Below are 24,969 nucleotides of genomic sequence, written 5' to 3'. Positions count from 1 at the left end.
AAAGTTTAAAATGCTTTCAAGGTTTATATTGATCTTGCAGGTAATATTTTTCCTGTAACTTCCCCAAAACCTACACGGATACCATCTTTTTCTGACCAAGCTTTCATAGTGATGGTGTCATTATCTTCAATAAATTTTCGTTCCTCGCCGTTGCTAAGTTTTAATGGATTTTGTCCTCTCCATGTTAGCTCTAGCATCGATCCGAAAGATTTTTGGTCTTTGCCAGAAATGGTTCCGCTGGCATAGACATCGCCAACTTCAACATTGCAACCATTCACGGTATGATGCGCCAATTGTTGTGACATATTCCAATACATGAATTTGTAATTGCTTTCGCTAATTAAATTGTCTTCACCATTTTCTGGTTTGAGATAAACTTCAAGATTAATGTCGTAATTTTTATCCCCTTCAAATTTTAAATAATCTAAAACTTCTGGTTCTTGTTTTGGCGATGTGGTTCTGAATGGTTCTAAAGCTTCTAAAGTAACAATCCATGGCGAAATTGAGGATCCGAAATTCTTTCCTAAAAATGGTCCAAGTGGTACATATTCCCAAGACTGGATATCTCTTGCAGACCAATCATTGAAGATCATCATTCCGAAAATAGCGTCTTCCGTTTCTGAAACTGGAATGTGCTCACCAAGTTCTGTATTTTTATTGACTACAAAAGCCATTTCGAGTTCAAAGTCTAATTGTAAACTTGGACTAAAGAAAGGTTTTTCCGCAGTTGGCGGTTTTATTTGTCCAACAGGACGTTGGATATCGATGCCAGAAACAACGATTGAAGAAGCTCTACCGTGATAACCTACCGGAAGATGTTTCCAATTGGGAAGTAGCGCGTTTTCTGGATCTCGGAAAAGTTTTCCCACGTTGGTTGCATGTTCTATACTACTGTAAAAATCGGTATAGTTAGGGATGTGGACAGGCATCATCATTTGTATTTCATCAAGATTGAAGAAACAGGCTTCTTTGGTTTTTTCGTCGTTTGATAATGCTGAATCTTCAAGGAAAAGTTCCTGGATTTTTAATCGTACCGTATTTGTAATTGGTTTTCCTAATTCAATAAATTCGTTAAGCGTATAGGCTTCAAAAATATTGTCTTCCAGACCTTTTATATTTTCAAAATAACCAAAGTCGTATAAGCTTGCAAGATCGATGACGATATCGCCAATTCTTGTGGCACATGCAATATATTCTCTATTAAATACCGCTACGCCGAAAGGTATATTGTGTATCGAGAAGTCACTATCAGGATTGTATTCTATAAAAGATTTCATAATTTTTAAATTTTATTTTTTCTTACCGAGGTTTTTGTTTTCAATCCAACGTGTATCGTTGCTTAAGTCCTTAAGATACCAAATGTTTTTGGCATTCATGAGATATAATGTATAAGTGAGTGGCATTCCGATTTTTTTGCCTTCCAACTTATCCGCTCGTATGGATATCACATTGTTTTTTCTGACATAATCACCTGTGAAAATGTTAGATGAAGTTTGCTTGGTTGCTTTATCATCAAAAAGCTCGATTAAGGTTACAGTATTGTCCCCATTAAATTCTACGACATGTCTTTCATCATGATCTTCAAAAGTCTGTATAAGAACAAATTTTTTGTTTTGAATCTGAAAATCTGTGGCATTTCTATTTTGTTTTGCACGTTTTTCAATTTTCGAAATGATGTCGTTAAGCTGGTTGTAATTTTGTGCACTAAAACTTGCGGAAGCAAAAATTAATGTACATAATAAAATAATTTTTTTCATTAAAGTGTGTTTTGAATAAAAAAAAGAATTTGCCAAAGCTGTAAAACTTTGACAAATTCGTAAGTGATTATTTTAAAGATTTCCTCTTCTTTCTTGCTCTCTTTCTAAGGCTTCGAATAATGCTTTGAAATTACCCGCACCGAAGCTTTGCGCCCCATGTCTTTCGATGATTTCGAAGAATAGAGTAGGACGGTCTTCGACAGGTTTGGTGAAAATCTGAAGCAGATAGCCTTCTTCATCACAATCAACAAGAATTCCTAAATCTTGAAGTTTTTTGATGTCTTCATCAATTTCTCCAACTCGTTCAGGGATCATATTGTAATAAGCTTCTGGTGGCGCAGAAAGAAATTCTACACCGCGTTTTTTAAGTTCGGTAACGGTGTGGATAATATCTTTGGTTGCTACGGCAATGTGTTGCACACCTTCTTCTTCATAAAAGTCCAAATATTCTTCAACTTGTGATTTTTTCTTTCCTTCAGCGGGTTCGTTAATTGGAAATTTGGCAAAACCATTTCCGTTGGACATTACTTTAGACATCAACGCAGAATATTCTGTATTAATTTGTTTATCGTCAAAAGAAAGAATATTTACAAAGCCCATAACCTCTTCATACCATTTAACAACTGGCAACATTCTGTCCCATCCAACATTTCCAACGCAGTGGTCAACATACAAAAGACCTGTTTCTTCTGGATTGTAGTCCGATTCCCATTTCTCATAGCCTGGCATAAAAGCACCATTGTAATTTTTGCGCTCTACAAACATGTGAACCGTTTCACCATATGTATAAATACCAGACATTTTAACTTCTCCAAATTCGTCAGTAATTGTCATTGGTTCCAGATAGGCTTTTCCACCTCTTTTCGTTGTTTCTTCAAAAGCTTTATAAGCATCATCTACCCAAAGTGCTAAAATTTTAACACCATCTCCATGTTTAATAACGTGCTCATTAATTGGCGAATCAGACTTAAGTCCTGTTGTTAAAACCAAACGGATTTTCCCTTGTTGCAAAACATAAGACGCTCGATCTTTAACACCAGTTTCTGGACCTGCATAAGCTACCGACTGGAAGCCGAAAGCTGTTTTATAATAATGTGCTGCTTGTTTCGCATTTCCTACATAAAATTCAATATAATCCGTTCCGTTAATAGGAAGAAAATTCTCTGCCTGTGCGATTTTTTCAGCGAATGTTAATGTTGACATGATTTGATTTTACTTTTTAAATATTATGTGCCAAATTACGAATTTTAAAGTTTTTATGAAAAGAAAAGTTATTAACACTTGTAGATGTCACAATCTTTATTTTTAGAATCGAAAATTCTTATCTTTGCCATATGATTCGAATTACTAAAATTTTCACTTTTGAGACCGCACATGTGCTTTATAATTACGATGGAAAATGCAAAAATATGCATGGCCACTCGTACAAGCTTTTTGTGACCGTAAAAGGCGAACCTATTAATGATATTGATAATGTTAAAAATGGTATGGTCGTTGATTTTGGTGATATCAAACGCATTGTAAAACAAGAGATTGTTGATAGTTGGGATCATGCTGTTTTGGTGAATGGCGCTTCGCCGCACAAAGATCTAGGGCAAAAGTTGGAAGCAGAAGGTCATAAAGTGATTTTTTGTGATTATCAACCCACTTGCGAAAACATGTTGTACGATATCGCAGCTAAAATCAAAAATAAACTTCCTAATAATATCGAATTAGCTTATCTAAAACTGCATGAGACAGAGAATTCTTATGGCGAATGGTTGGCTGAGGAGAACTAGTTTTTACCCCGCCAAAATTTCAAAAAACTATTTTTTTTTCGTAAACCAAAGTACACATGACGGAAATTAATCTGCTTCCTAATAAGAAAATTTATTTTGCTTCGGATCAACATTTTGGTGCACCCGATCCAAAATCTAGTAAAGTTCGTGAAGAGAAATTCATCCGTTGGCTTAACGAGATTAAAGCCGATGCGCAGGTACTTTTCTTAATGGGAGATTTGTTTGATTTTTGGCACGAGTGGCAATACGTCATCCCGAAAGGTTATGTCCGTGTTCTTGGAAAATTAGCAGAGCTGAAAGATAATGGCATCGATATTTATTTCTTTGTCGGAAATCATGATCTCTGGATGAAAAACTACTTAGAAGAGGAGATTGGTTGTACGGTTTTCTTTTCAAAACAATATTTTATGGCAAGAGGAAAAACCATGCTTCTAGCACATGGTGACGGGCTTGGGCCTGGTGATAAAGGCTACAAAAGAATGAAAAAACTTTTTACCAATCCTATTGCACAATGGGCTTTCAAATGGTTGCATCCCGATATCGCAATGCGTGTTGCGCTTTACATGTCTCAGAAAAATAAAATGATTTCTGGCGAAGAAGATAAAGCCTTTTTGGGGGAAGAACGCGAGTTTTTAATCGTCTATTCTAAAAAGAAATTGGAGACCGAAGATATCGACTATTTCATCTATGGACACCGCCATTTGCCCATGGTTTTGGATTTGCCAAAATCTTCGAAATATATCAACCTTGGCGATTGGATTTCCTATTTTACTTACGGCGTTTTCGATGGTGAATTTCATCTTAAAACCTACGAAGCGTAAATTTTTCTGACATGTCAAATCCTATTTTTAATATTAAAACCGAAGCTGATTTTCTAAAAGAAGCTTTGGATTGTTTTCGTTATCAATATCAAAATGTTGAGGTTTATAAAAAGTTTGTCGATTATCTCAATATTGATCCTTCTGAAGTTAATAGCATAGAAGCCATACCGTTTTTGCCGATTGAGATGTTCAAAAATCACAAGGTTTTAAATCAAAACAAAACAAGCCAACAATATTTTCAAAGTTCGGGCACTACCCAAAAGAATCTTTCCAAACATTGGATTGCCGATTTTAATTTGTATGAGGAAAGTATTTATAAAAGTTTTAAAGAGTTTATAGGAAAGCCAGAAGATTTTATATTTTTAGGATTATTGCCAAGTTATTTGGAACGCGAAAATTCGTCGTTAATCTATATGGTCAATTATCTCATCGAAAAATCTGGAAAACCAGAAAATGGCTATTTTCTCTACAATCACGAGGATTTAATAGAATTGCTAAATCGTATTTCTGACAAAAAAGTCATTCTTTTCGGCGTTTCGTTTGCCTTGCTCGATTTTTTGGATACTTTAAAATCAAAACACTTAAAACTTAATTCAACCGAAAATCTCATCATTATCGAAACGGGCGGTATGAAAGGTCGCAAAGAAGAAATGACGAAAGATGAATTACTGGCCATTTTTCAAGAAGGCTTCAAAACCGAAAAAATCTACTCAGAATATTCGATGACTGAGTTGCTGTCGCAGGCCTACTCGTTGGGCGGAAATATTTACGATTGTCCCAATTGGATGCGGATTTTAATCCGAAATACCGAAGATCCTTTTTCGTACATGGAGGCGGGCAGAACTGGCGCGATTAACATTATCGATCTTGCCAACCGCCATTCGTGCAGTTTTATCGCCACGCAGGATTTGGGAAAATTCATTGTGAATTCTACGCCTCACATACTTAGCAAAAGCTTCCAAGTTCTCGGTAGGATAGACCATTCCGACATCCGCGGGTGTAGTCTTTTGGTGTCTTAGTTTTATAATTTGGGCGGCATTTCGGGCTATTCAGGGGGTTCGTCTTCAGAAGCCTTGGCTTGTTCCGTCGCCATTCTTCAGACCGCTCGCTGTACTCGCGCCCTTACTATCCCGGCCGCAGATTCTCGATGCTATTTTGGTGTTGTCATAAAACAGAACCGTTGTTAGGGTTCAAAACCCTAACAACGCTCTATACCTATTTATTAAAAAATATCAACTACTTCACAAACAAGGCAAAAGAATTTCCTGTCCATATTTTATTGGCGATATTAAAATCCTCATTCATCCGATCGGATTTTGTGAGCGTTACCATATTGTTAAGAAAAGTTGGGAACTCATCGCCTGGCTTCCATATAAATAACATTCGGATTTCTCCTTTGGCAAAATCACCATTTGGATCTTTAAAGACATTTGCATATTCTACTTTTTTCTGCAAAATATATTGCGAAGGATCTTTTAAATTGTCAAGGTCTTCTTTGGTAGGATTTAGATTAATACCAACACCGCTGAGGGTATATAGCGACTTTAAGACATAGTCTTCAATATTCTCATCAGCTGGGAATTCGTTAGCATAATAACTTTCCGGGATGTAAGTATGTTCCAAAAGCGGCAAAATGTATTTCGAGATTTTATAATACCAATTCGGGTGCGCTACCCAATCCACATCAACTTCCTCACGAATGTTAAATTCGGGATGAAAATCTTCAATTCTGTCCAACTCGTCTAGGACCACGCGGTTATAGATACGTTTAATTTGGATCAGTTCGCCATCGTTTTCATAATATATTTTACGGTTATATTTTTTGATTTTGCTTAGGCAAACGGTTTTGATTCCCAAAAGATCTTCGGTGATTTTAAAATCGATTTTTGTTTTTTGTTGTTCCGGAAAAATATCCATGAGGATAACATGTTTTGGATCTTCATCACCTACGATGACCTCTTTCATAATTTCGATGAGTTGGTCATAAGGAATCCTTTGTGACAACTCTGACAAAAATGGAAAAACCTCGAAAACAACATCGCGGTGTAATTCCTCAAAAGCATAAAGCGAAGGAAAAGCTTGTAGCTCTATCAACTGTGGAATGGGCTTGCCGTCGGCACCACGACAAATCCCGAAGTCGATGCACAAAAAATGTGGTTTTTCGGTGTCATGTGGTACAATACGATGGGCAGGAACAGCTTTGTCAAAAATCTCTTTCGGGATTTTATTAATTTGATAAAGAATAGATTCTGCCGCATATAATATTTTTTCCCTAAAAGAATAAGGTAAGAATACAGGCGTTTCGCAAAGACGAAAACCAGTATATTGACCAGTTTTTTCGTAAATCATCTCTTTCATCAACGCGTATTTTTCGTCGGTGAATTCCTGATTGAAAAGTTCTCGATATTTATGTACCATTGTGTTTTTGTTTTTTTAATTTATAAACAATCCAATTCGGATTTTTAGTAGTCGTTAATATGTTGCAAAAAACGTAACAATGTCTAATGCTTTGATTAATAATGCAAAATCTTTTACTAAGTTACGCAAATATTAACTAATTTCAAAAGCGAAGCGCTTTCATGATTTTATTTTGATTGAGCAATGTAGAATGTTTTTATCATTACGTTTAATTAATAATTAAAACTTAGCTGAATGTCTAAAATTTAACTTGCCAATTCCTAATTATTGTTTAACTTGCTATGGTTCTTAATGTCTTATAACAGCTTGTTTATGCCAAAAGCCAAAGCTTTTTCTCTTTGGACAGAATATGATATTTACCTCTTTCTGGCGGTAATCACTTTAAGCTTTATGAAAAATTTGGCTCACATGAGATTGTTGTAGATGGCGAATCTGGCATTTATTTCTCCGTTTGGGCGCCCAATGCTTCGGAAGTTTCTGTAATTGGTGATTTTAATAATTGGAGTCATTACAAACATCCTTTATTAAATAGAGAGGATCAATCGGGAATTTGGGAAACTTTTATTCCCGGTCTTACAATTTCTGAAATTTATAAATACAGCATCCGAACGTCAAAAGGTGCGTTGCTTGAAAAAAGCGATCCTTTTGCCGTAAAGATGGAGCAAGCGATCCAGGCAAGCTCTATTATTACATCCACTTGGTATGTTTGGCATGACAAAAAATGGATGGCAGACCGTATGGAAAAATCCATTAATAATTCTCCAATTTCCGTTTACGAACTTCATCTGGCCTCTTGGAAAAAGAGCGAAAATAAGCCCAACCAATATTTAACTTACAGAGAACTAGCTCCCGAATTAATTGATTATATTAAAGAAATGAATTTCACACACGTGGAATTTATGCTCGTGATGGAGTATCCATACAATCCGAGTTGGGGCTATCAAATTACAGGCTTTTTTGCAGCTTCTTCTCGTTTTGGCGCACCTACAGATTTGATGTTTTTGATAGATCAGCTTCATCAAAATAATATTGGCGTTATTCTCGATTGGGTGCCTTCACATTTTCCTGGAGATGCCAATGCTTTGCATTGTTTTGATGGTAGCTTTTTATATGAATATGAAGACCCCAAAAAAGGTTTTCATCCAGATTGGAAATCCTATATTTTCAATTATGCCCGTCCCGAAGTCAAATCCTTTTTGATTAGCAATGCGCTATTCTGGCTCGATCGCTATCATGTAGATGGCCTTCGTGTTGATGCTGTAACTTCTATTTTGCATTTGGATTATTCGCGGAATGAAGGCGAGTGGGAACCCAATGTTTTTGGAGGAAATGTCAATCTGGAAGCTAAAAAATTTCTGCAAGATTTCAATTGGGCTGTTCATGAGGCATTTCCAGATGTAATAACGATTGCGGAAGAGAGTTCAGATTTTCCCAAATTAACGCATCCCATTTCGGAGGGCGGCATCGGATTCGATATGAAATGGATGATGGGTGGGATGCATGATACGCTTAACTATTTTAAAAAAGATCCTGTTTATCGCAAATACCATCAAAATTTATTGACTTTTACGAGCCTTTATATGTTCAACGAAAAATACATGATGCCCTTATCACATGACGAAGTTGTGCATGGTAAAAGCAGTTTAATCTACAAAATGAATGGTGACGAGTGGCAAAAATTTGCTAATCTACGCGCCTTGTATCTTTATATGTTTACAAATCCAGGTACTAAACTTTTGTTCATGGGCAGCGAATTTGCACAAACCAACGAATGGAATTTTGAAAGTCAATTGGATTGGCATCTTTTAGAATATCCTATTCATCGACAATTGCAAGATTTTGTAAAAGATCTTAATATTTTATATAAAACAGAATCGGCTTTACATGATTTTAATTTTGATAAAAATGGCTTTGAATGGGTGAGTGGCGAGGACAGCAATCATTCGGTCTTTATATATTTAAGAAAAGCAAAAAATCAGGCGAATCAGCTAATGGTGATTCTTAATCTTACGCCGAATAGCATGGATTATCAAATTGGTGTGGACTGGGAATTTTGGGAAATTATTCTTAATTCGGATGACAAAAAATATGGCGGAAGTGGCATAATTCCTAATGTTAATAAAGTCGAGAATAATAAATGTATGGGACGAAACTTTGCTTTAGAACTTCGTTTACCACCATTGTCAGGACTTATTTTGAAAAGAATCATTTAAAAAAAAACAATAAAATAATATGAGAATTTTTCATCTCTCTATGGAATGTTATCCCATTGCAAAAGTTGGTGGATTAGCTGATGTTGTGGGCGCTTTGCAAAAATATCAAAACAAAATGAGATTAGAAGCAAGTGTTATAATGCCTTGGTATAACAATGCTTTTGTTTATAATCATGATTTTGAAATCGTTTTGGAGGGATTTATTCATCAAGCAGAGCAGATGTATGACGTAATTGTCTATAAAGAGAAATCTCAAGATTTGGGTTTTGATTTGTATTTGGTGAAAATTCCAGGACTTCTTGATCGAGAGAAAGTCTATGGATATTGGGATGAGTCAGAGCAATTTATTGCTTTTCAACATGCTGTTTTACATTGGTTATCCGCTATGGAGATTCGTCCAGATATTTTACATTGTCACGATTATCACACAGGATTGGTGCCTTTTATGATAGAAAATTGTCCAGAATTTCAGTTTTTAAAAGGTGTAAAAACAGTTGGCACCGTTCATAATGGAGAATATCAAGGAAGTATGGATTGGTCGATGTCGAAGTACCTTCCTTTTTTTGACGCAAGTCAATATGGTTTGTTGGATTGGGATTCCAGAATTAATCCAATGGCGGCGATGATAAAATCTTGTCATGTTTTTAATACAGTTTCTAAAGGTTATTTGGAAGAATTGTTTACGAGCTTTCAAGGGCTTGAAGCTTTAATATTTCAAGAGCGACAAAAAGCTTTTGGAATAATTAACGGTATAGATACAGAAGTTTGGAATCCAGAAACAGATCCAATGATTAAGCAGCATTATTCCCTTAAAAATGCCGAAATCGGAAAATCGAAAAACAAATCTGAAATCTGTAAAAAATATGGTCTGGATGTAGATTTGCCACTTGTTGGATTCATCGGAAGATTCGCTGGTGAAAAAGGAGCGGACCTTCTTCCAGGGATTATTAGCAAGTCAATAACAGAAACCAATGGTCAATTTAATATTATTGTGTTGGGTTCTGGCGATTCTCATGTGGAACACCTTTTAAAAGATTTACAAAAAATATATCATTTCAATTTTGCATTGGATTTGGGATATAAAGAATATTTGTCGCACCAGATATATGCAGCTGCAGATTTTCTACTTATGCCATCGCGGGTTGAGCCTTGCGGATTAAACCAAATGTATGCTATGCGCTACGGAACAATTCCGATTGTACGTTATACTGGTGGATTGAAAGATACTGTTGAGGATATTTCAAGTGGCGGAAGTGGTTTTAATTTTACAGAAGCTAATGAAGAAAGTGCAATTCATGCAATAAAACGTGCATTGTCTGTTTATCAGGATAAAAAACGGATAAAAATGTTAATAGAAAATAACATGAATTTTAATTTTTCATGGGAGAAATCTGCAGAAAATTACTTACATTTATACAAATACGGAGCTGAAAATCAATAACAAAACATTTTCAGAAACTTAGTTTCTTGACACTAAAACACGACTTATTAATATGAAAGCAAATGTTATTTTCGGTAGTTCTGGGAGGCGGACGTGGGACAAGATTGTTTCCATTGACCGACTCTCGTTCAAAACCTGCTGTATCTATCGCAGGAAAATACCGATTGGTTGATATCCCAATATCCAATTGTCTTAATTCTGGCTATAACAGGATTTTAGTTTTGACACAATTTAACTCAGCTTCGCTTAATTCACATATCAAAAACACCTATCATTTTGATATTTTTAGTCGTGGTTTTGTCGATATTTTGGCCGCCGAGCAAAATATTGAAAACGACCAATGGTACCAAGGGACTGCGGATGCCGTACGTCAATCGATGAAGCATCTTGCAAAGTATGAGTACGACTATATTTTAATTTTGTCAGGCGATCAATTATACCAAATGAATTTTCGTGAGATGATCGACTTTCATGAAAAAAACAACGGCGACATTAGCATTGCAAGTATTCCGGTTAATGCAAAAGATGCTACAGGTTTCGGAATTCTAAAATCCGATGAAGCTGGTAATATTACCAATTTTATCGAAAAACCAAGTTCCGAAATCCTTCCCAATTGGAAATCCGAAGTTTCAGATGCTAACAAACGCGAAGGCAAAAATTATCTCGCATCCATGGGGATTTATGTTTTTTCTAAAAATGTCCTGAAAAAATTATTCGAAGAAAATGACGGTGACGACTTTGGTAAAGATTTTATTCCCAAAGCTATTGGTAAATACAATACCCTTAGTTTTCAGTATGATGGCTATTGGACAGATATCGGAACCATCGAGTCTTTCTACGAAGCCAATCTGGATTTGGCACAAGACCTTCCACAGTTTAACCTTTTCAGTGCATCACCGATTTATACAAGAGCGAGAATGTTGCCACCTTCAAAAATTAATGGATCTTTCGTTAGTAAAGCTGTTTTCGGTGATGGTTGTATCATTTTAGCAACGAAAATTGAAAATTCCATTATTGGTAACAGAACCCGAATAGATAAAGGAAGTACCATTGTGAGTTCTTATATTATGGGAGCAGATTATTATCAAAGCACCGCCGAAATTCTTGAAAACGAACGTCACGATATTCCTAACATTGGCATTGGGAAATTCTGCTATATCGAACGCGCTATTATTGATAAAAACTGCCAAATAGGCGACAATGTTCGTATATTGGCGGAAAACACATACCCGATGGCGACTACGATACCTATTCTGTAAAAGACGGACTCATCGTTGTTAAGAAAAATGCAGTCATTAAAACAGGAACACAAATTTCTTAAATTATAGATTTTATAAAAATTCAAAACTTATTTTTCAAGAGTTTAAATTAGATTTTCCTGCGAAATAGCAGGTGTTATTCTTTGCATAACTATGTGGAAACGAATAAATTTGTGTTTTCAGTGAGATTTTCCTAAAATTTCATTGAGTTTATAATTAAAAATCTAACCAAAACAATAATTAATGAGTAACAAACTTGTGCATAATTTCCATATTCCAGTAATGGGTTTGGCTTACACTATTGACAGCCCAATTCGGGTAGCACAATACGGAATCTCTTCTGTAGTGTCGATTATCGATGATGAGATTGTCGAACGAATGAGAGAGTTTTACAGTAAAAAATTTAATTTCGATTTTCAGGCAATTTCTATAAAAGCCGAAGATTACCGCGCAGAAAGAATCACGGCTTATCTTAACATGATGGACGATGTCGTTAAAGAAAAGTTTAATAGCTTTAAAGAAGAGCTTAACAAGAATACAGAATCCCTTAAAAATTTTGTAGGAATGTTGCCTGGCACTTCGGAGCTGAAAGATGCTTTGCAAAACGCGATTAATAAAAAAGATGATTGGAAAAACAATCTTAAAAATCTTTTGGAAACCAAATTGACACCAGGCGAAATCGATGTCAATATTATGACAAAAGTAGACAAAGATAACTATGTTAAAAATACAGCTTTGCCAACGATGTACAACGACGCACATGCATCCTTAAGAGGTTTTGCAAAAAGCAAATTGACTTCCTCGGTTATCTTTTCTGCGGGGATGAATCCCAGACTTTACAGCTATTTGGAGGAGTTTGACGATTTTTATCCAAACGAAAATGGCGAGCTGAAAAAGAAAATTATTCTTAAAGTTAGCGACTTTCGTTCTGCGATGATACAAGGGAATTTTCTTGCAAAAAAAGGTCTTTGGGTTTCAGAATATCGTATAGAGTCTGGGCTCAACTGTGGCGGACATGCTTTTGCAACCGAAGGTATTTTGCTAGGCCCAATTATGGAAGAATTCAAACAAAAGAAAACTGAGTTGCAAAATTCTGCTCATGCACTGATGCAAACTGCTCTGGAACAAAAATCTCGTCCGACTTTAGCACAGCCTTTAGAAATCAAAATATCTGTACAAGGCGGAATTGGCACAGCCGAAGAACACGAGTTTTTATTATCGAATTACAAGGTGGACAGCGCCGGTTGGGGATCGCCGTTTTTGCTGGTTCCAGAAGCGACTTCTGTAGATAGCGAAACAAGAAATTTGTTAGCAAAAGCAACCGAAACCGATTTCTATTTAAGTCATATTTCGCCATTGGGGGTTCCGTTCAATTCGGTAAAAGGTACGACCAACGAGTTGATTAAAGAGCAGAATATTTCTAAAAACAAATTCGGAAGTTCTTGTCCTAAAAAATTGTTGGCGCTAAGTAAAGAACTCTCTCCAAAAGGAACTTGTACGGCGTCCAAAAAATACCAAGATATCAAACTGGCAGATTTGGAAGCGACAAAAGAGACTTTCTCACCCGAGCAATTTCAAAGAAAACGAAATGCAATTACGGATAAATCTTGTCTGTGCGTAGGCTTGGTAAATTCGGCATATCTGGAACAAGGTATGACGATAAAAGGCGAGAAGCAAGGCGTTGTCGTCTGTCCAGGGCCTAATCTTAGCTATTTTGATAAAGAAGTGTCTTTGGCAGAAATGGTGCGCCATATTTATGGTTATGAAAATATTTTGCCAGACAATAAGCGTCCAAATATCTTTATTAATGAACTGAAATTGTATGTTGAATATTTAAGAAACGACATTTTTGATTTTTCAGAAGATTTGACAAAATCACAAATCAAAAAATGGGAAAGTTTTAAAGAAAACCTATTAAAAGGAATTTCTTATTACGAAGATTTGTTTGAGCAGACTCACTTTTTTAAATCTAATTTTTCTAAAATTAAATCACAATTATCCAACTTTAAAATTAATATTAACGCGATAAACATCCCAACATTAAGTTAATTAAGAAAAATTAATAGAAATTACTAAAAAATATAGCCTTTAGATTCCCAGAATTTAAAGGCTTTAATTTATTGTCTTATATTTGGCAACGTTTTTGTCTAACTGATATCAAAATTACAGAAATGAAGAAAATAATGTTGTTGTTTGCAATGTTTTGTTTTATGATGTCATCTGCCCAATATGATAACATTGCAGCGGGTGAAAGTCTTACTTATAGAATCCATTATGGTATATTGACTGCTGGTTCTGCCACGCTTTCTACGTCCAATGCCACGCTCAACGGAAAACCTTATTTTTACGTGAAAGGTGTTGGTAAAACTTCTGGAGCCGTGCGAGCGTTTTTCAAAGTGGATGATGTCTATGAGAGTTATATCAATCTTTATGGACAACCTTATTTTTATGTGAGAAATGTGGCGGAAGGTAGCTATCGTCAGCATTTGCAAAGCACATTCAATCATGCTAACAATACCATTTATTTAGTCGATAAAAAAAATACAGATAGAGAGCCAAAGATTATTAACACAGTTAAAGGTGTACAAGATATGTTGTCGAGTTTCTATTATTTGAGAAATCTTGACGACAATCAATTAAAGATTGGAAATGTAATCAAGATGAATATTTGGATTGATGATGAGTTGTTTCCGTTTCAGTTGCGTATTTCCGGGACAGAGAGAGTCTCGACAAAATTTGGGACTATTAATTGTCTTAGAATTATTCCATCGGTAATGAGTGGACGCGTTTTCAAAGAAAAAGAAGGTGTTACACTTTGGGTTTCCAATGATAAAAATAGAATTCCGATAGCTATAAAAGCTGAATTAAAAGTAGGCTCGTTAAAGGCAAGTATCGACAAGATTTCTGGAACAAAATATCCGGTAAATTTCACAAAATAAGATTTTAAATCATAAAATCATAATCTAAAAAGTCCAAATATTTGGGCTTTTTTTGTTTGTAAATTCGTGTTTTAAAAATCATAAAACTGTAAAATCAATAGAATGAAAATGGATTATACTTAGATTTAATCCATAAAAAATCCACCATTTCGGTGGATTTATTTTTTTATAAAGATTTGAATTGATTCAACATTCGGACATCATTTTCAAAGAACATGCGGATATCGCTCATTTGATAAAGCAACATTACAATTCTCTCGATTCCCATTCCGAATGCAAATCCGCTGTATTTGTCAGCATCAATATTTACATTTTTAAGAACAGCAGGATCCACCATTCCGCAACCCATAATCTCTAGCCAGCCTGTACCTTTTGTAATTCGGTAGTCCGTTTCGGAGTTAAGTCCCCAATACACATCAACTTCTGCGCTTGGCTCTGTGAAAGGGAAGTACGATGGACGCATTCTGATTTTTGACTTTCCAAATAATTCTGTTGTGAAGAATTGAATGGTTTGTTTCAAATCCGCAAAACTTACATTTTCATCGATATACAAACCTTCGATTTGATGGAAAATACAATGCGAACGCGACGAAATAGCCTCGTTACGGAATACGCGACCTGGGGATAAAATACGAATTGGCGGTTCGTTCTCTTCCATATAACGCACTTGTACAGACGAAGTGTGCGTACGAAGCAACGTGTCAGGATTGGTATCGATAAAGAACGTGTCCTGCATATCTCTCGCCGGGTGATATTCTGGTAAGTTAAGCGCCGTGAAGTTGTGCCAATCGTCCTCGATTTCTGGTCCGTCGGCAATGGCAAAACCTATAGAACGGAAAATCTCGATAATTCTGTTTTTAACAAGATTAATCGGATGTCTTGTTCCTAATTCTAAAGGAAAAGCGGGTTTTGTAAGATCATCTTTTATGATGCTTGTTTGGTTTTCTGTAGCGTTTTTAAGATGGTCTAATTTCGCTGCAACGGCTTGTTTTAGGCTGTTGATTTTTTGACCAAAAGCTTTTTTCTGGTCATTGGGAACTTCTTTGAATTGTTCAAAAAAATCATTTAAAACGCCTTTTTTACCATTGAATTTGATGCGGAATTGCTCAATCTCTTCCTTTGCTGTGGAATTGAATTGTTCTACTTCTACCAATAATTCATCAATTCTTTCTGTCATTACTTAGGATATAATTATAAGTTGCAAAATTACAAATTTTATCGCTATTCTTAATAAAAAAATCTGCCAACTATGGGCAGATTTCGTTATGTATTGAAAAATAATTTATTTTTTCTCGATGGCTTTCATCAACATTTGGATATTGATTTCGTCTTTTATCAAGCCGTTGGCTGCTGGGATTTGGAATTTAATGCCAAACTCATCACGGCTAATGTCTTTCGGTTCGGTAGCAATTTGTAGTTCGCCTTCACCCATTTTAACATTAGCATTGAAGCTGATAGGTTTTGTAATACCTTTAATAGTTAGGTTTCCGTCTAATATCGTGTTGTAATCGCTGCCTTCTGTAGCTTCAGTAACTTTCGTAATTTCATAAGAAGCGGTTGGGAACTTTTCAACATCGAAAAAATCGGCGCTTTTAAGATGGCCATCCAGCTTAGCGGATTCTTCAGCATCTTTGATATCGCTATTGGCTAAAGTTGTTAAGGCCACCACAAATTTTCCGCTTTCAAGTTTGTTTTCGTTGATTGTAACTTCGCCACTTTCGAATTTTATAGAACCAATATGGCTGGTGTTATCTGTTTTGAAAACTTTAAAACCTTTCCATTCTACCTTGCTGTTCATCGTATCAACAACGTAAAGTCGGCCGTTTGTAGTGGTTAAAACTTCGTTACTTTCGCTTGTCACAGGTTTGTCTTTTCCACAAGAGATTATGGTAAAAGAAATTGCTAAAGCTGCCAATCCTCCAAATAACAGATTTGTTTTCATCATAAAATTATAATTAAGACATTATTGTGCTAATATAACAAATAATATCAGTATTTTAAAATCTGTAATTTTGCATTATGCTTTTAGAAATAAACGATTTAGAATTCAGTTATTTACCCGAACAAAAACTCTTTCAAAACTTCAGTTTTTCAATGGAAAATGCCCAAGTTATTGCTTTAGCAGGAGAAAGTGGTTGTGGAAAATCAACTTTGTTGAGCCTTATTTATGGTTTGTACGATTGGCGACAAGGCGACATTATTTTTGATGGAAGAAGGCTTAAAGGACTAAAAGCGAATCTTGTTCCTGGAGAAGCGGATATGAAATTGGTGGCGCAACAATACGATCTTATGCCTTATGCCAATGTTTTTGACAATGTCGGAAAGTTTATTTCGAATATTAATCTTTGTGAAAAAAAGGATAAAGTTAATATGCTTTTGGAAGCGGTGGGCATGGCGGATTTTTCCAAAGTGCTTCCCAAAAATCTCAGTGGAGGACAACAACAGCGTGTTGCTATTGCGCGTGCTTTGGCAGTTACGCCCAAGCTGTTATTGTTGGATGAGCCGTTCAGCAATTTGGATACTTCTCGGAAATTTGATCTTCGTGATAAGTTTTTTTCTTTGGTTAAAAATATGGGTTTGTCGGTTATTATTTCGACCCATAATTTGGAGGAGATTATACCTTGGGTTGACAAAGTTGCTATTCTTGAACAAGGTGAATTATTACAATATGACACGCCGAAAGAAACTTATCAACAGCCTACGAATGAATATGTTGCCAAACTTTTAGGCGAAGTAAATGTCTTTACGGATTTTGAAAAGCATAAGTTTAATCTTAATAAAAATTTCTACTTTCCTCATCAGATAAAACGCTCAGATCATGGTCTAGAAGGGGAAATTTTGGAAAGTCGTTTTGCTGGCGCTTTCTATTGGAATAAAATTAAATTACAAGATAAAATATTGATTATCTATTCTTTAGAAAAACTCGAGGAGCCAGAAAGGTTCATCTTTTGTGAATAGAATGTGGATAACTTCATCTTCTGAAAATGAGCTGGTTAAGAATTAATTTTGTTATATTTGAGTAACAAATAAGGAAATTTTTGGTTAATTCTCTTTCTGCCTCCTGAGGTTAATATTAGCATTTGCAATATAAATCTTTATGAAAGTTTACCCTGCCAAACTTTTCCTTTTTTTTATTTGAATTTTGTAAGGCTTCTGAAGAAGTTTTTGTTCAGATATTTATCCAAAGGGTAGATTTTCATAAAGTGATTTCCGATTAATAAAATGGCTATAACAATACTTGGTTTTAAAAATAAATTCAGTAAACTGTTTGAAAAGTTGGGTGTTAGGATCGCAATGTTAATCGCACAAAAGCTTAATACCAACGCATAAAGCATCGGCATACTCAAAGGGAAAACTTTGAATTTTTGATAATTAAAAATGATTTTAATACTGTTGAAAATAGAAAGAGAAATAGCCGTTGCCATCGCAATGCCAATAATTCCTAAATCGGTGTATTTTAAAAAAACAAAATTAAGCCCAATAGTTAAACTTGCCAAGATTAACATGATGACAATATTAAAACGATAATATTTTGACAACGAGATAATATGGCCGTTGAAACCTGTCGCTAGATCAAAAATAAATGCGGAGCCGAGAATCCAAACCACAGGTTCCGCTTGTTTTAACAAATCGCCATTTTTGATAAGGTCTGTTAAATAGGGAAATCCTACCAAAATACACGAATATAAAGACAAACCTAAGAAAAACAAACTTAGTGATGTTTTTTTGTGAAAGTGGTCGAGTTCTTCGAAATTATGTTCGCTAATACTTTTGTTGATAATCGGCGCCGAAATATTGAAAAGCCCCATTTGTGGCACATTAATAATACCAATAATAGCGAGAATAGTGCTGTAAACGCCGTTGGCCTCGAAGTCGATAAATTCGCCGATCATATAATTGTCAATCCTTACGGCGAGATAATTACCGATATTTCCCAAAAATCCAAACAAGCTGTAAAAGAAAATTTGTTTCCAAAATTGGTCTTTTTTAATATAATTTGTACTGAAATCGGGTTGGATTTTTTCGAGCTTATTAGCATAAAATGCATAACCAAGAAGTGTTAATACAAACATTCCGAAGAAAAAGGCATAAGCTATTTTTTCGGAGAAACATAGATATACAAAAATGATAAAAGCACCAAGATTAGCCAGTTTTGGCACCAGATTTTCAAAAATATTGGAGACAACAATCCGTTTATAATTGGTAATATATTTATTAAAAATCGATGATAACGCTAAAACCAAAATCATGGGAAAAATAAGATTTTTCATTTGCCATGTTTCGGAATTTTTTAAGTTTGGAAAAAGGGTGGCTGCTAAAAAATATAGCGCACAAAAAATGATGAAATTGATGACAACGCCAAGCAAAGATAAGCTGAGGAAATTGTGATGTTTGCCATCTTCCTTGGTTTTTAAAAAAAATTTCACATTAGAAAATGACAATCCAAAAACAACTATTGGGATAAACATTTCGGCTGTAGGAAGGATAAATCGCAATTTCCCATAAAACTCCATGTCATGTGGAAATATGAAAATTGAGGAAATAATTCCCAATAATGTCCCCAGATAACCTATAATTGAATATTTTATGCCTTGACGTGCAACAACGCTCATGTTGTGTTCTTGTTAATTTGGAATGAAAATAATATTATTAATGTAAAATTGATAATTCTTAACATTAGTCGAATCTTGCAAAAGTATGAATTCTTCTGTTAATTTTTTTAAACTCAAACTTTCTCGGTCGAGATAATTCGCTGTAAATCCCCAACTTTCAATCTCAGATATCAAACTCCAAATTGGTTCTTTATGATGGCGTTGTTCCATCTCCACCATGAGTGTTGGTCGGTGTTGTAGAATAGTTTTCTGGGCGCCTCGAAGTGTTTTCATTTCATTGCCTTCGACATCAATTTTTATAAAATCAATTTTTGAAGTATTGAGATTTAGGTCGTCCATTTTCACCACTTGTACTGTTTGCAGAATAATTTTTTCCTCATCTTTTTCTTTAATTTGTGTTTGCAAGGTTCCACGGCTATGTACTTTTTGACCATTAATCACTGGGATTTTGAATTCCGCATTCAGGTTTTCGTCGGACAAAGCTGATGAGAAAATGTGCATATTTGGAAATAGTCTTTTCAAACGTGAATTGAGCTCTGGATTGGGCTCGAAACCAAATATATTTTTGGGCTTCAAATGATTTTGTAATAAATAAAGATAAGCGCCAACATTTGCCCCAATATCAATAAATACAGCATCTTTTTTAAGATAGTTTTTAACCCACCAAAATTCGGGTTCCACATTTCGTTCGATAATATTGTTTGGACTAAGGTTTTTTAGTTTTTTAAAATAGCGCGACTTATAAAAACGAGGCGATATGTACTGTAGATATTCGGCGATGTCACTATATAAACCCATGGAAGCATAATAGATTTGAAGTAGTAAATATGATGTTTTTCTCCCGTATTTTGCAGATTTTTTTTAAAAAAAATTGAGTGTCAGTTTTCTATTTAATTTTGATTGCTTTTATCCCAATATATATTTGTTAACAAAAGTTTATAAAAATTGTCAAAAATAAAATTGTATCTTTGCAAAAATTTTATACAACTTAATGAAGTTATTTTCCGAGTCCAGTTTAAGTCCTGACATACAGAAGGCAATTGGCGAGATGGGCTACGAAAGCCCTACAGAAATCCAAAAACAGACTATCCCATTTATCTTATCAGATATCCGCGATCTTATCGCACTTGCGCAGACCGGGACAGGCAAAACAGCGGCGTTTTCGCTTCCGATTTTGGATATGATTGACGATACGAGTCGCAAAATCCAATTTTTGGTGCTTTGTCCGACGCGAGAATTATGTCTTCAAATTACAAAAGACATAAAAACTTACTCCAAGTATTTACCAAACATCAAAACAACTGCGGTGTATGGAGGTAGTAGTATTATGGAGCAGATCCGTTCTTTGAGAGAGAAACCACAAATTATTGTGGGGACTCCAGGACGTGTGATTGACCTTATCAACAGAAAAGCTTTAGATTTTTCTAGCATCCATTGGTTGGTGTTGGATGAGGCTGACGAAATGTTGTCTATGGGTTTCAAAGATGATTTGGAAACGATTATCAGTGAAACACCAGAAACCAAACAGACATTTTTGTTCTCGGCAACGATGAACAAAGAGGTAGAAAGAATTTCTAAAAACTATTTGACAAATCCGCACCGTATTTCGGTTGGTTCTATTAACGAAGTTAAAAAGAACATCAAGCACGAATATTTCGTAGTGGGTTACCGTCAAAAGAAAGAAGCTTTGAAGAGAATGATCGATGCGAATCCTAATCAGTATTCGATTATCTTTTGCCGTACAAGAATGGAAACGCAAGAAGTTGCAGATTTCTTAATGCAAAACGGCTATGCAGCAGATGCACTTCATGGCGACTTGTCACAAGCGCAACGTGATACGGTTATGAAGAAGTTCCGTTTGAAGAATATCGATATTTTGGTAGCGACAGATGTTGCTGCTAGAGGATTAGACGTAGATTCTTTAACGCATGTTATTCATTTCTCTTTACCAGATGATCCAGAAGTTTTTGTACACAGAAGTGGTCGTACAGGACGTGCAGGTAAAGATGGTATTTCTCTATCTTTAATAAAACCTGAAGAAAGTAGAAAACTAAAACAAATAAAAGCCTCTACAAAGATAGAAATCACAGAAGGGAAAATCCCGACAGGTGATGATATTGTGAAGGCCCAGGTTAATGGTGTTTTTGAAAAACTATTAACCGAGAATTCTGAAGATATTTTCGCTTTTGATGATGCGTTGATTCCAGATTTGTCCCAATTCTCAAAAGAGGAATTGGTGCACAAGTTGTTACAGTTCCAGTTGAAAGAATTGGCTTTGTATTACAAAGATCGTAACGATTTGGTTGAAGCCAAATTTAATGGTGGAGATGACAGAGGAAGCCGTCGAGAAAGAGGTAGAGAGCGCGAAAGAAGAGGCGAACCTCGTGAGAGAAGAGAAGGCGGAAGACGCGAAGGCGGTAGAAGAAGAAATAACGAAGATATGGTGCGTTTCTTCTTTAACCTTGGAAAACGCGACCAGTTGAAGAAAGTTGATATGTTAGAGATTATTAACAAAGCCACTTCTAAGTCTAAGAAAAGAGCAGATATTGGAGATATTGAGATTTTAGAGAAATTCTCATTCTTCGAAATCGAAAAATCTTTTAAAGATGAAGTTGTTAAAGGCCTTCAAACACAGAAGTTTAAAGGAAAAGAGATGCGCGCAGAAGTCGCAAACTAAACATCTCAAAATAATAATAAAAAGCCTGTATCCAAGTGATGCAGGCTTTTTGATTGTTAATAATTTATTAACATTGCATTGTTATTAAGCTTAACCTATTTAACGATATTTGTGGTCACAAAAACTGTAAATAAAAATAAAATGGGAATTGGAAATATTTTCAGAGCATTCCAGCCAAAAGACAAAATCTTCTTTGATTTGTTCGAAAAAGTAGCAGACACATTAGTTGAAATGTCAAAAACCTTTCATGATGGTCTTTTAGAATTTGATGTAAATGACGAGTCAATGCTAAATCAAATGAGCGATTACGAGCATAAAATGGATGACTTAACACACGAGATTTTCGTGCAGTTGGGAGAGAATTTTATCACACCTTTCGACAGAGAAGACATCAGCCTTCTTGCAGCAGGATTAGACGATATTGCAGATTATATTTATGCATCGGCTAAGTATATTTATCTTTACAAAACCCCAGAAAACAAAGTATATTCAGAATTTTCTTTATTAATTTACAAATCTTGCGTGGAGATCAAACATGCATTAGCAAATCTCAAAGATTTCAAAAATCCAAACGAGGTTAAAGAATCGTGTATTAAAATTAATTCGTACGAAAATATTGCCGACGATGTATTGAGCCAAGCGACAGTTAAGCTTTTCGAGACCAACGATGCGATTTTAATTATCAAGCAAAAGTCAATTCTTGATTATCTTGAAGTGGTTACAGATAAAGCAGAAGATGTTGCTAACACAATGGAAAGTATTGTCATTAAATACGCCTAAATCTATTCACATAACAAAATAAAAAAGAATGGATTTTCCAATTTTACTGATTGTTATTATTGCATTAGCTTTAATATTTGATTATATCAACGGGTTTCACGATGCAGCTAACTCTATTGCAACCATCGTTTCCACAAAAGTATTAACCCCGTTTCAGGCCGTATTATGGGCCGCAGTTTGGAACTTTGCTGCTTTCTTTATCGCAGCTTATATTATTGGCGAGTTTAAAATTGGTAACACCATTGCCAAAACGGTCAACGAAAATTATATCAACCTGGAAGTGATTTTTGCGGGACTTATCGCGGCAATTGCTTGGAATCTTTTAACATGGTGGTTTGGGATCCCGTCCTCATCGTCTCATACCTTAATTGGTGGATTTATCGGAGCTGCTTTGATGCATGCTTTGGCTTTAGATTATCAAGCGGTAAGTGCGGCGCATCCAGATTATTCGACGGTGAAAGTTTTGGGAGAAGCTTTTAAACAACTCTTTTCGCAAGATGTTGTGAAGTTTAAGGTTGTTATTCCTATTTTTCTATTTATTTTCTTGGCGCCTTTAATCGGTATGATAATTTCAATTATCATTACCCTCATTATCATTCAGATATATAAGAGATCAAATCCTCACAAAGCTGAAAGACAATTTAAGAAAATGCAGTTGGTATCTTCAGCGTTATTCAGTCTTGGACATGGTCTTAATGATGCTCAAAAAGTTATGGGGATCATCGGGGCAGCGGTTATCTATTACCATGTTAATATCCTGAATGACCAATATGCGTTAATGGAATCTAGTGAGCGTTTCAACTTCTTTACAGAACATTATATTTGGGTGCCTTTGGTATCGTTCTTAGCAATTGCTTTGGGGACGATGAGCGGTGGTTGGAAGATCATCAAAACCATGGGAACGCGTATCACAAAAGTAACGCCTTTGGAAGGTGTAAGTGCTGAAACAGCAGGTGCAATTACATTATTTATTACAGACCACTTTGGTATTCCTGTTTCTACAACGCACACGGTGACAGGTTCTATCATTGGTGTTGGTTTGACAAAAAGAATTTCTGCTGTACGTTGGGGTGTTACGGTAAGTCTTCTTTGGGCTTGGATTTTAACAATTCCTATTAGTGCCATTGTTGCAGGGATTACTTATCTTATCGTTATTGCATTCTAAAATTTTAGAATTTTAAATATCATTAAACTTTGTCTTTCTTAAGACAAAGTTTTTTTTTTTAAACGGTTTTGCATAACTTCTTGATGGACTAAAACCGTTTAAAAATTGTATTTTTGCATAAATCAAATTTGTTTATGAACTTTTTAGATAAATACCAGAACATCGTTTCCGAAGCCGTAGAAAACTATCGTTTTAATGATCAACCAGGAGAACTTTATACACCCATGAACTACATTATGGCGCATGGTGGCAAAAGGATGCGCCCTATTATGGTACTTATGGCTTGCGAGCTTTTTGATGGTAATTTGGATGATGCGATAAAACCCGCTTTAGCCATTGAGTTTTTTCACAACTTCACCTTGATTCATGATGATATTATGGATGAAGCGCCACTTCGTCGTAACAAAGCAACAATTCATACTTTATATGGCCTTAATGTAGGGATATTGTCGGGGGATAATTTGCTTTTTAAAGCCTATCAGTTTTTCTTGGATCTAGAGCCCATATTATTTAAAAAATGTTTAAAAATATTTACAGATACAGGAATTGTCATTTGTGAAGGTCAACAATACGATGTTAATTTCGAAAGCATGAGCAATGTAAGCCATGACGATTACATCAAGATGATTACTTACAAAACAGGATCTCTAAGTGCGGCTTCTTTACAAATTGGAGCTTTAATAGCTGGCGCAAGCGATGAAGATGCCGAATCAATTTATAACTTTGGAAAACATATTGGTATAGCTTTCCAGATTATGGATGATTATCTTGATGTCTATGGCGACCAAGAAGCAGTAGGTAAGAAACATGCGGGCGATATATACGAAAACAAAAAAACAATTCTCTATTTAACAGCCTTGGAACATGCTAATGATGAAGAACGTGCAGAACTCGATTATTGGTATTCCAAAAAAACCGATAATGTTGATAAAATCTATGGTGTAGAAAAAATCTTTAGACGTACCAAAGTTGAAGAAAAAGTGCTTCGCCTGGTACATCAACATAGCGAAACAGCTTTAGAACATTTAGAAAAAATAAAGGTTGCGCCAGAGAAAAAACAAGCCCTTTTAGAACTTGCAGAATATTTGTTGAAAAGAGAAAAATAGAT

20 protein-coding genes and 1 pseudogene are annotated in these 24,969 nt (G+C 35.3%); 13 read left to right on the top strand and 8 right to left on the bottom strand.

Annotated elements, in window-relative coordinates:
* Positions 1-23 precede the first annotated feature (23 nt).
* From fahA to hppD, 3 genes are all read right to left on the bottom strand, one after another.
* Positions 24-1,277 carry a fumarylacetoacetase gene (gene fahA, locus ACVFVN_RS00440; protein WP_165132534.1) on the bottom strand — a complete coding sequence of 418 codons (1,254 nt, stop codon included), beginning with the start codon at positions 1,275-1,277 and terminating at the stop codon, positions 24-26.
* Between the two features lie 12 nt (positions 1,278-1,289).
* A complete protein-coding gene (locus ACVFVN_RS00435; protein WP_456233709.1) occupies positions 1,290-1,757 on the bottom strand; it encodes a hypothetical protein in 468 nt (155 codons plus the stop codon).
* Between the two features lie 72 nt (positions 1,758-1,829).
* Entirely contained in the window at positions 1,830-2,960 is a 1,131-nt protein-coding gene (hppD, locus tag ACVFVN_RS00430) for a 4-hydroxyphenylpyruvate dioxygenase (RefSeq protein ID WP_165132528.1), read from the bottom strand.
* Between the two features lie 131 nt (positions 2,961-3,091).
* Between hppD and queD the strand changes: the two genes are divergently transcribed.
* The 3 genes from queD to ACVFVN_RS00415 are packed head-to-tail and all read left to right on the top strand — an operon-like array spanning position 3,092 to position 5,375.
* A complete protein-coding gene (queD, locus tag ACVFVN_RS00425) occupies positions 3,092-3,535 on the top strand; it encodes a 6-carboxytetrahydropterin synthase QueD (protein WP_165132525.1) in 444 nt (147 codons plus the stop codon).
* Positions 3,536-3,591: 56 nt separating this feature from the next.
* Complete coding sequence (locus ACVFVN_RS00420) at positions 3,592-4,356, top strand: UDP-2,3-diacylglucosamine diphosphatase (protein WP_456233708.1); 765 nt, start codon at positions 3,592-3,594, stop codon at positions 4,354-4,356.
* Positions 4,357-4,367: 11 nt separating this feature from the next.
* Positions 4,368-5,375: a LuxE/PaaK family acyltransferase gene (locus tag ACVFVN_RS00415; protein WP_456233707.1), complete on the top strand. Its 1,008-nt coding sequence runs from the start codon at positions 4,368-4,370 to the stop codon at positions 5,373-5,375.
* A gap of 217 nt (positions 5,376-5,592) precedes the next feature.
* On the opposite strand, the gene ACVFVN_RS00410 is transcribed toward ACVFVN_RS00415, so the two are convergent.
* The gene (locus ACVFVN_RS00410) at positions 5,593-6,774 is read right to left on the bottom strand and encodes a hypothetical protein (protein WP_165132516.1); all 1,182 of its coding nucleotides are present in this window, start codon (positions 6,772-6,774) and stop codon (positions 5,593-5,595) included.
* A 413-nt stretch (positions 6,775-7,187) separates the two neighbouring features.
* On the opposite strand from ACVFVN_RS00410, the gene glgB reads away from it, so the two are divergent.
* The 5 genes and pseudogenes from glgB (at position 7,188) to ACVFVN_RS00385 (ending at position 14,626) form a co-directional block, all read left to right on the top strand.
* A complete protein-coding gene (gene glgB, locus ACVFVN_RS00405; RefSeq protein WP_456233931.1) occupies positions 7,188-8,987 on the top strand; it encodes a 1,4-alpha-glucan branching protein GlgB in 1,800 nt (599 codons plus the stop codon).
* 19 nt (positions 8,988-9,006) lie between these two features.
* The gene (locus ACVFVN_RS00400) at positions 9,007-10,428 is read left to right on the top strand and encodes a glycogen synthase (RefSeq protein ID WP_456233706.1); all 1,422 of its coding nucleotides are present in this window, start codon (positions 9,007-9,009) and stop codon (positions 10,426-10,428) included.
* A 62-nt stretch (positions 10,429-10,490) separates the two neighbouring features.
* Positions 10,491-11,749: pseudogene (locus ACVFVN_RS00395) on the top strand (glucose-1-phosphate adenylyltransferase).
* Between the two features lie 181 nt (positions 11,750-11,930).
* On the top strand, positions 11,931-13,736 hold the full coding sequence (locus ACVFVN_RS00390) for a hypothetical protein (protein WP_456233705.1): 1,806 nt from the start codon (positions 11,931-11,933) through the stop codon (positions 13,734-13,736).
* Positions 13,737-13,858: 122 nt separating this feature from the next.
* Positions 13,859-14,626 (top strand): DUF3108 domain-containing protein, encoded by a 768-nt coding sequence (locus ACVFVN_RS00385; RefSeq protein ID WP_456233704.1) that lies wholly within the window; start codon positions 13,859-13,861, stop codon positions 14,624-14,626.
* 166 nt (positions 14,627-14,792) lie between these two features.
* Here ACVFVN_RS00385 and pheS read toward each other — a convergent pair whose 3' ends face one another.
* The gene (gene pheS, locus ACVFVN_RS00380) at positions 14,793-15,803 is read right to left on the bottom strand and encodes a phenylalanine--tRNA ligase subunit alpha (protein WP_165132501.1); all 1,011 of its coding nucleotides are present in this window, start codon (positions 15,801-15,803) and stop codon (positions 14,793-14,795) included.
* Between the two features lie 105 nt (positions 15,804-15,908).
* Positions 15,909-16,568, bottom strand: coding sequence for a YceI family protein (locus ACVFVN_RS00375; RefSeq protein ID WP_456233930.1), 660 nt, complete (start codon positions 16,566-16,568; stop codon positions 15,909-15,911).
* Between the two features lie 77 nt (positions 16,569-16,645).
* On the opposite strand from ACVFVN_RS00375, the gene ACVFVN_RS00370 reads away from it, so the two are divergent.
* Entirely contained in the window at positions 16,646-17,584 is a 939-nt protein-coding gene (locus ACVFVN_RS00370; protein WP_456233703.1) for a sulfate/molybdate ABC transporter ATP-binding protein, read from the top strand.
* A 173-nt stretch (positions 17,585-17,757) separates the two neighbouring features.
* On the opposite strand, the gene ACVFVN_RS00365 is transcribed toward ACVFVN_RS00370, so the two are convergent.
* Positions 17,758-19,239, bottom strand: coding sequence for a lipopolysaccharide biosynthesis protein (locus ACVFVN_RS00365; RefSeq protein ID WP_165132495.1), 1,482 nt, complete (start codon positions 19,237-19,239; stop codon positions 17,758-17,760).
* A 12-nt stretch (positions 19,240-19,251) separates the two neighbouring features.
* Positions 19,252-20,037, bottom strand: coding sequence for an FkbM family methyltransferase (locus tag ACVFVN_RS00360; RefSeq protein ID WP_456233702.1), 786 nt, complete (start codon positions 20,035-20,037; stop codon positions 19,252-19,254).
* Between the two features lie 193 nt (positions 20,038-20,230).
* Here ACVFVN_RS00360 and ACVFVN_RS00355 point away from each other — a divergent pair, with 193 nt between their 5' ends.
* The 4 genes from ACVFVN_RS00355 (at position 20,231) to ACVFVN_RS00340 (ending at position 24,967) form a co-directional block, all read left to right on the top strand.
* Positions 20,231-21,916: a DEAD/DEAH box helicase gene (locus tag ACVFVN_RS00355; protein WP_165132489.1), complete on the top strand. Its 1,686-nt coding sequence runs from the start codon at positions 20,231-20,233 to the stop codon at positions 21,914-21,916.
* A gap of 141 nt (positions 21,917-22,057) precedes the next feature.
* On the top strand, positions 22,058-22,696 hold the full coding sequence (locus ACVFVN_RS00350) for a DUF47 domain-containing protein (RefSeq protein ID WP_165132486.1): 639 nt from the start codon (positions 22,058-22,060) through the stop codon (positions 22,694-22,696).
* Between the two features lie 28 nt (positions 22,697-22,724).
* Positions 22,725-23,861 carry an anion permease gene (locus ACVFVN_RS00345; RefSeq protein ID WP_456233701.1) on the top strand — a complete coding sequence of 379 codons (1,137 nt, stop codon included), beginning with the start codon at positions 22,725-22,727 and terminating at the stop codon, positions 23,859-23,861.
* Positions 23,862-23,995: 134 nt separating this feature from the next.
* Entirely contained in the window at positions 23,996-24,967 is a 972-nt protein-coding gene (locus tag ACVFVN_RS00340; protein WP_456233700.1) for a polyprenyl synthetase family protein, read from the top strand.
* The last annotated feature ends 2 nt before the right edge of the window (positions 24,968-24,969 follow it).

The organism is Soonwooa purpurea (assembly GCF_053891095.1).
This window is presented reverse-complemented; position numbering and strand designations above follow the sequence as displayed.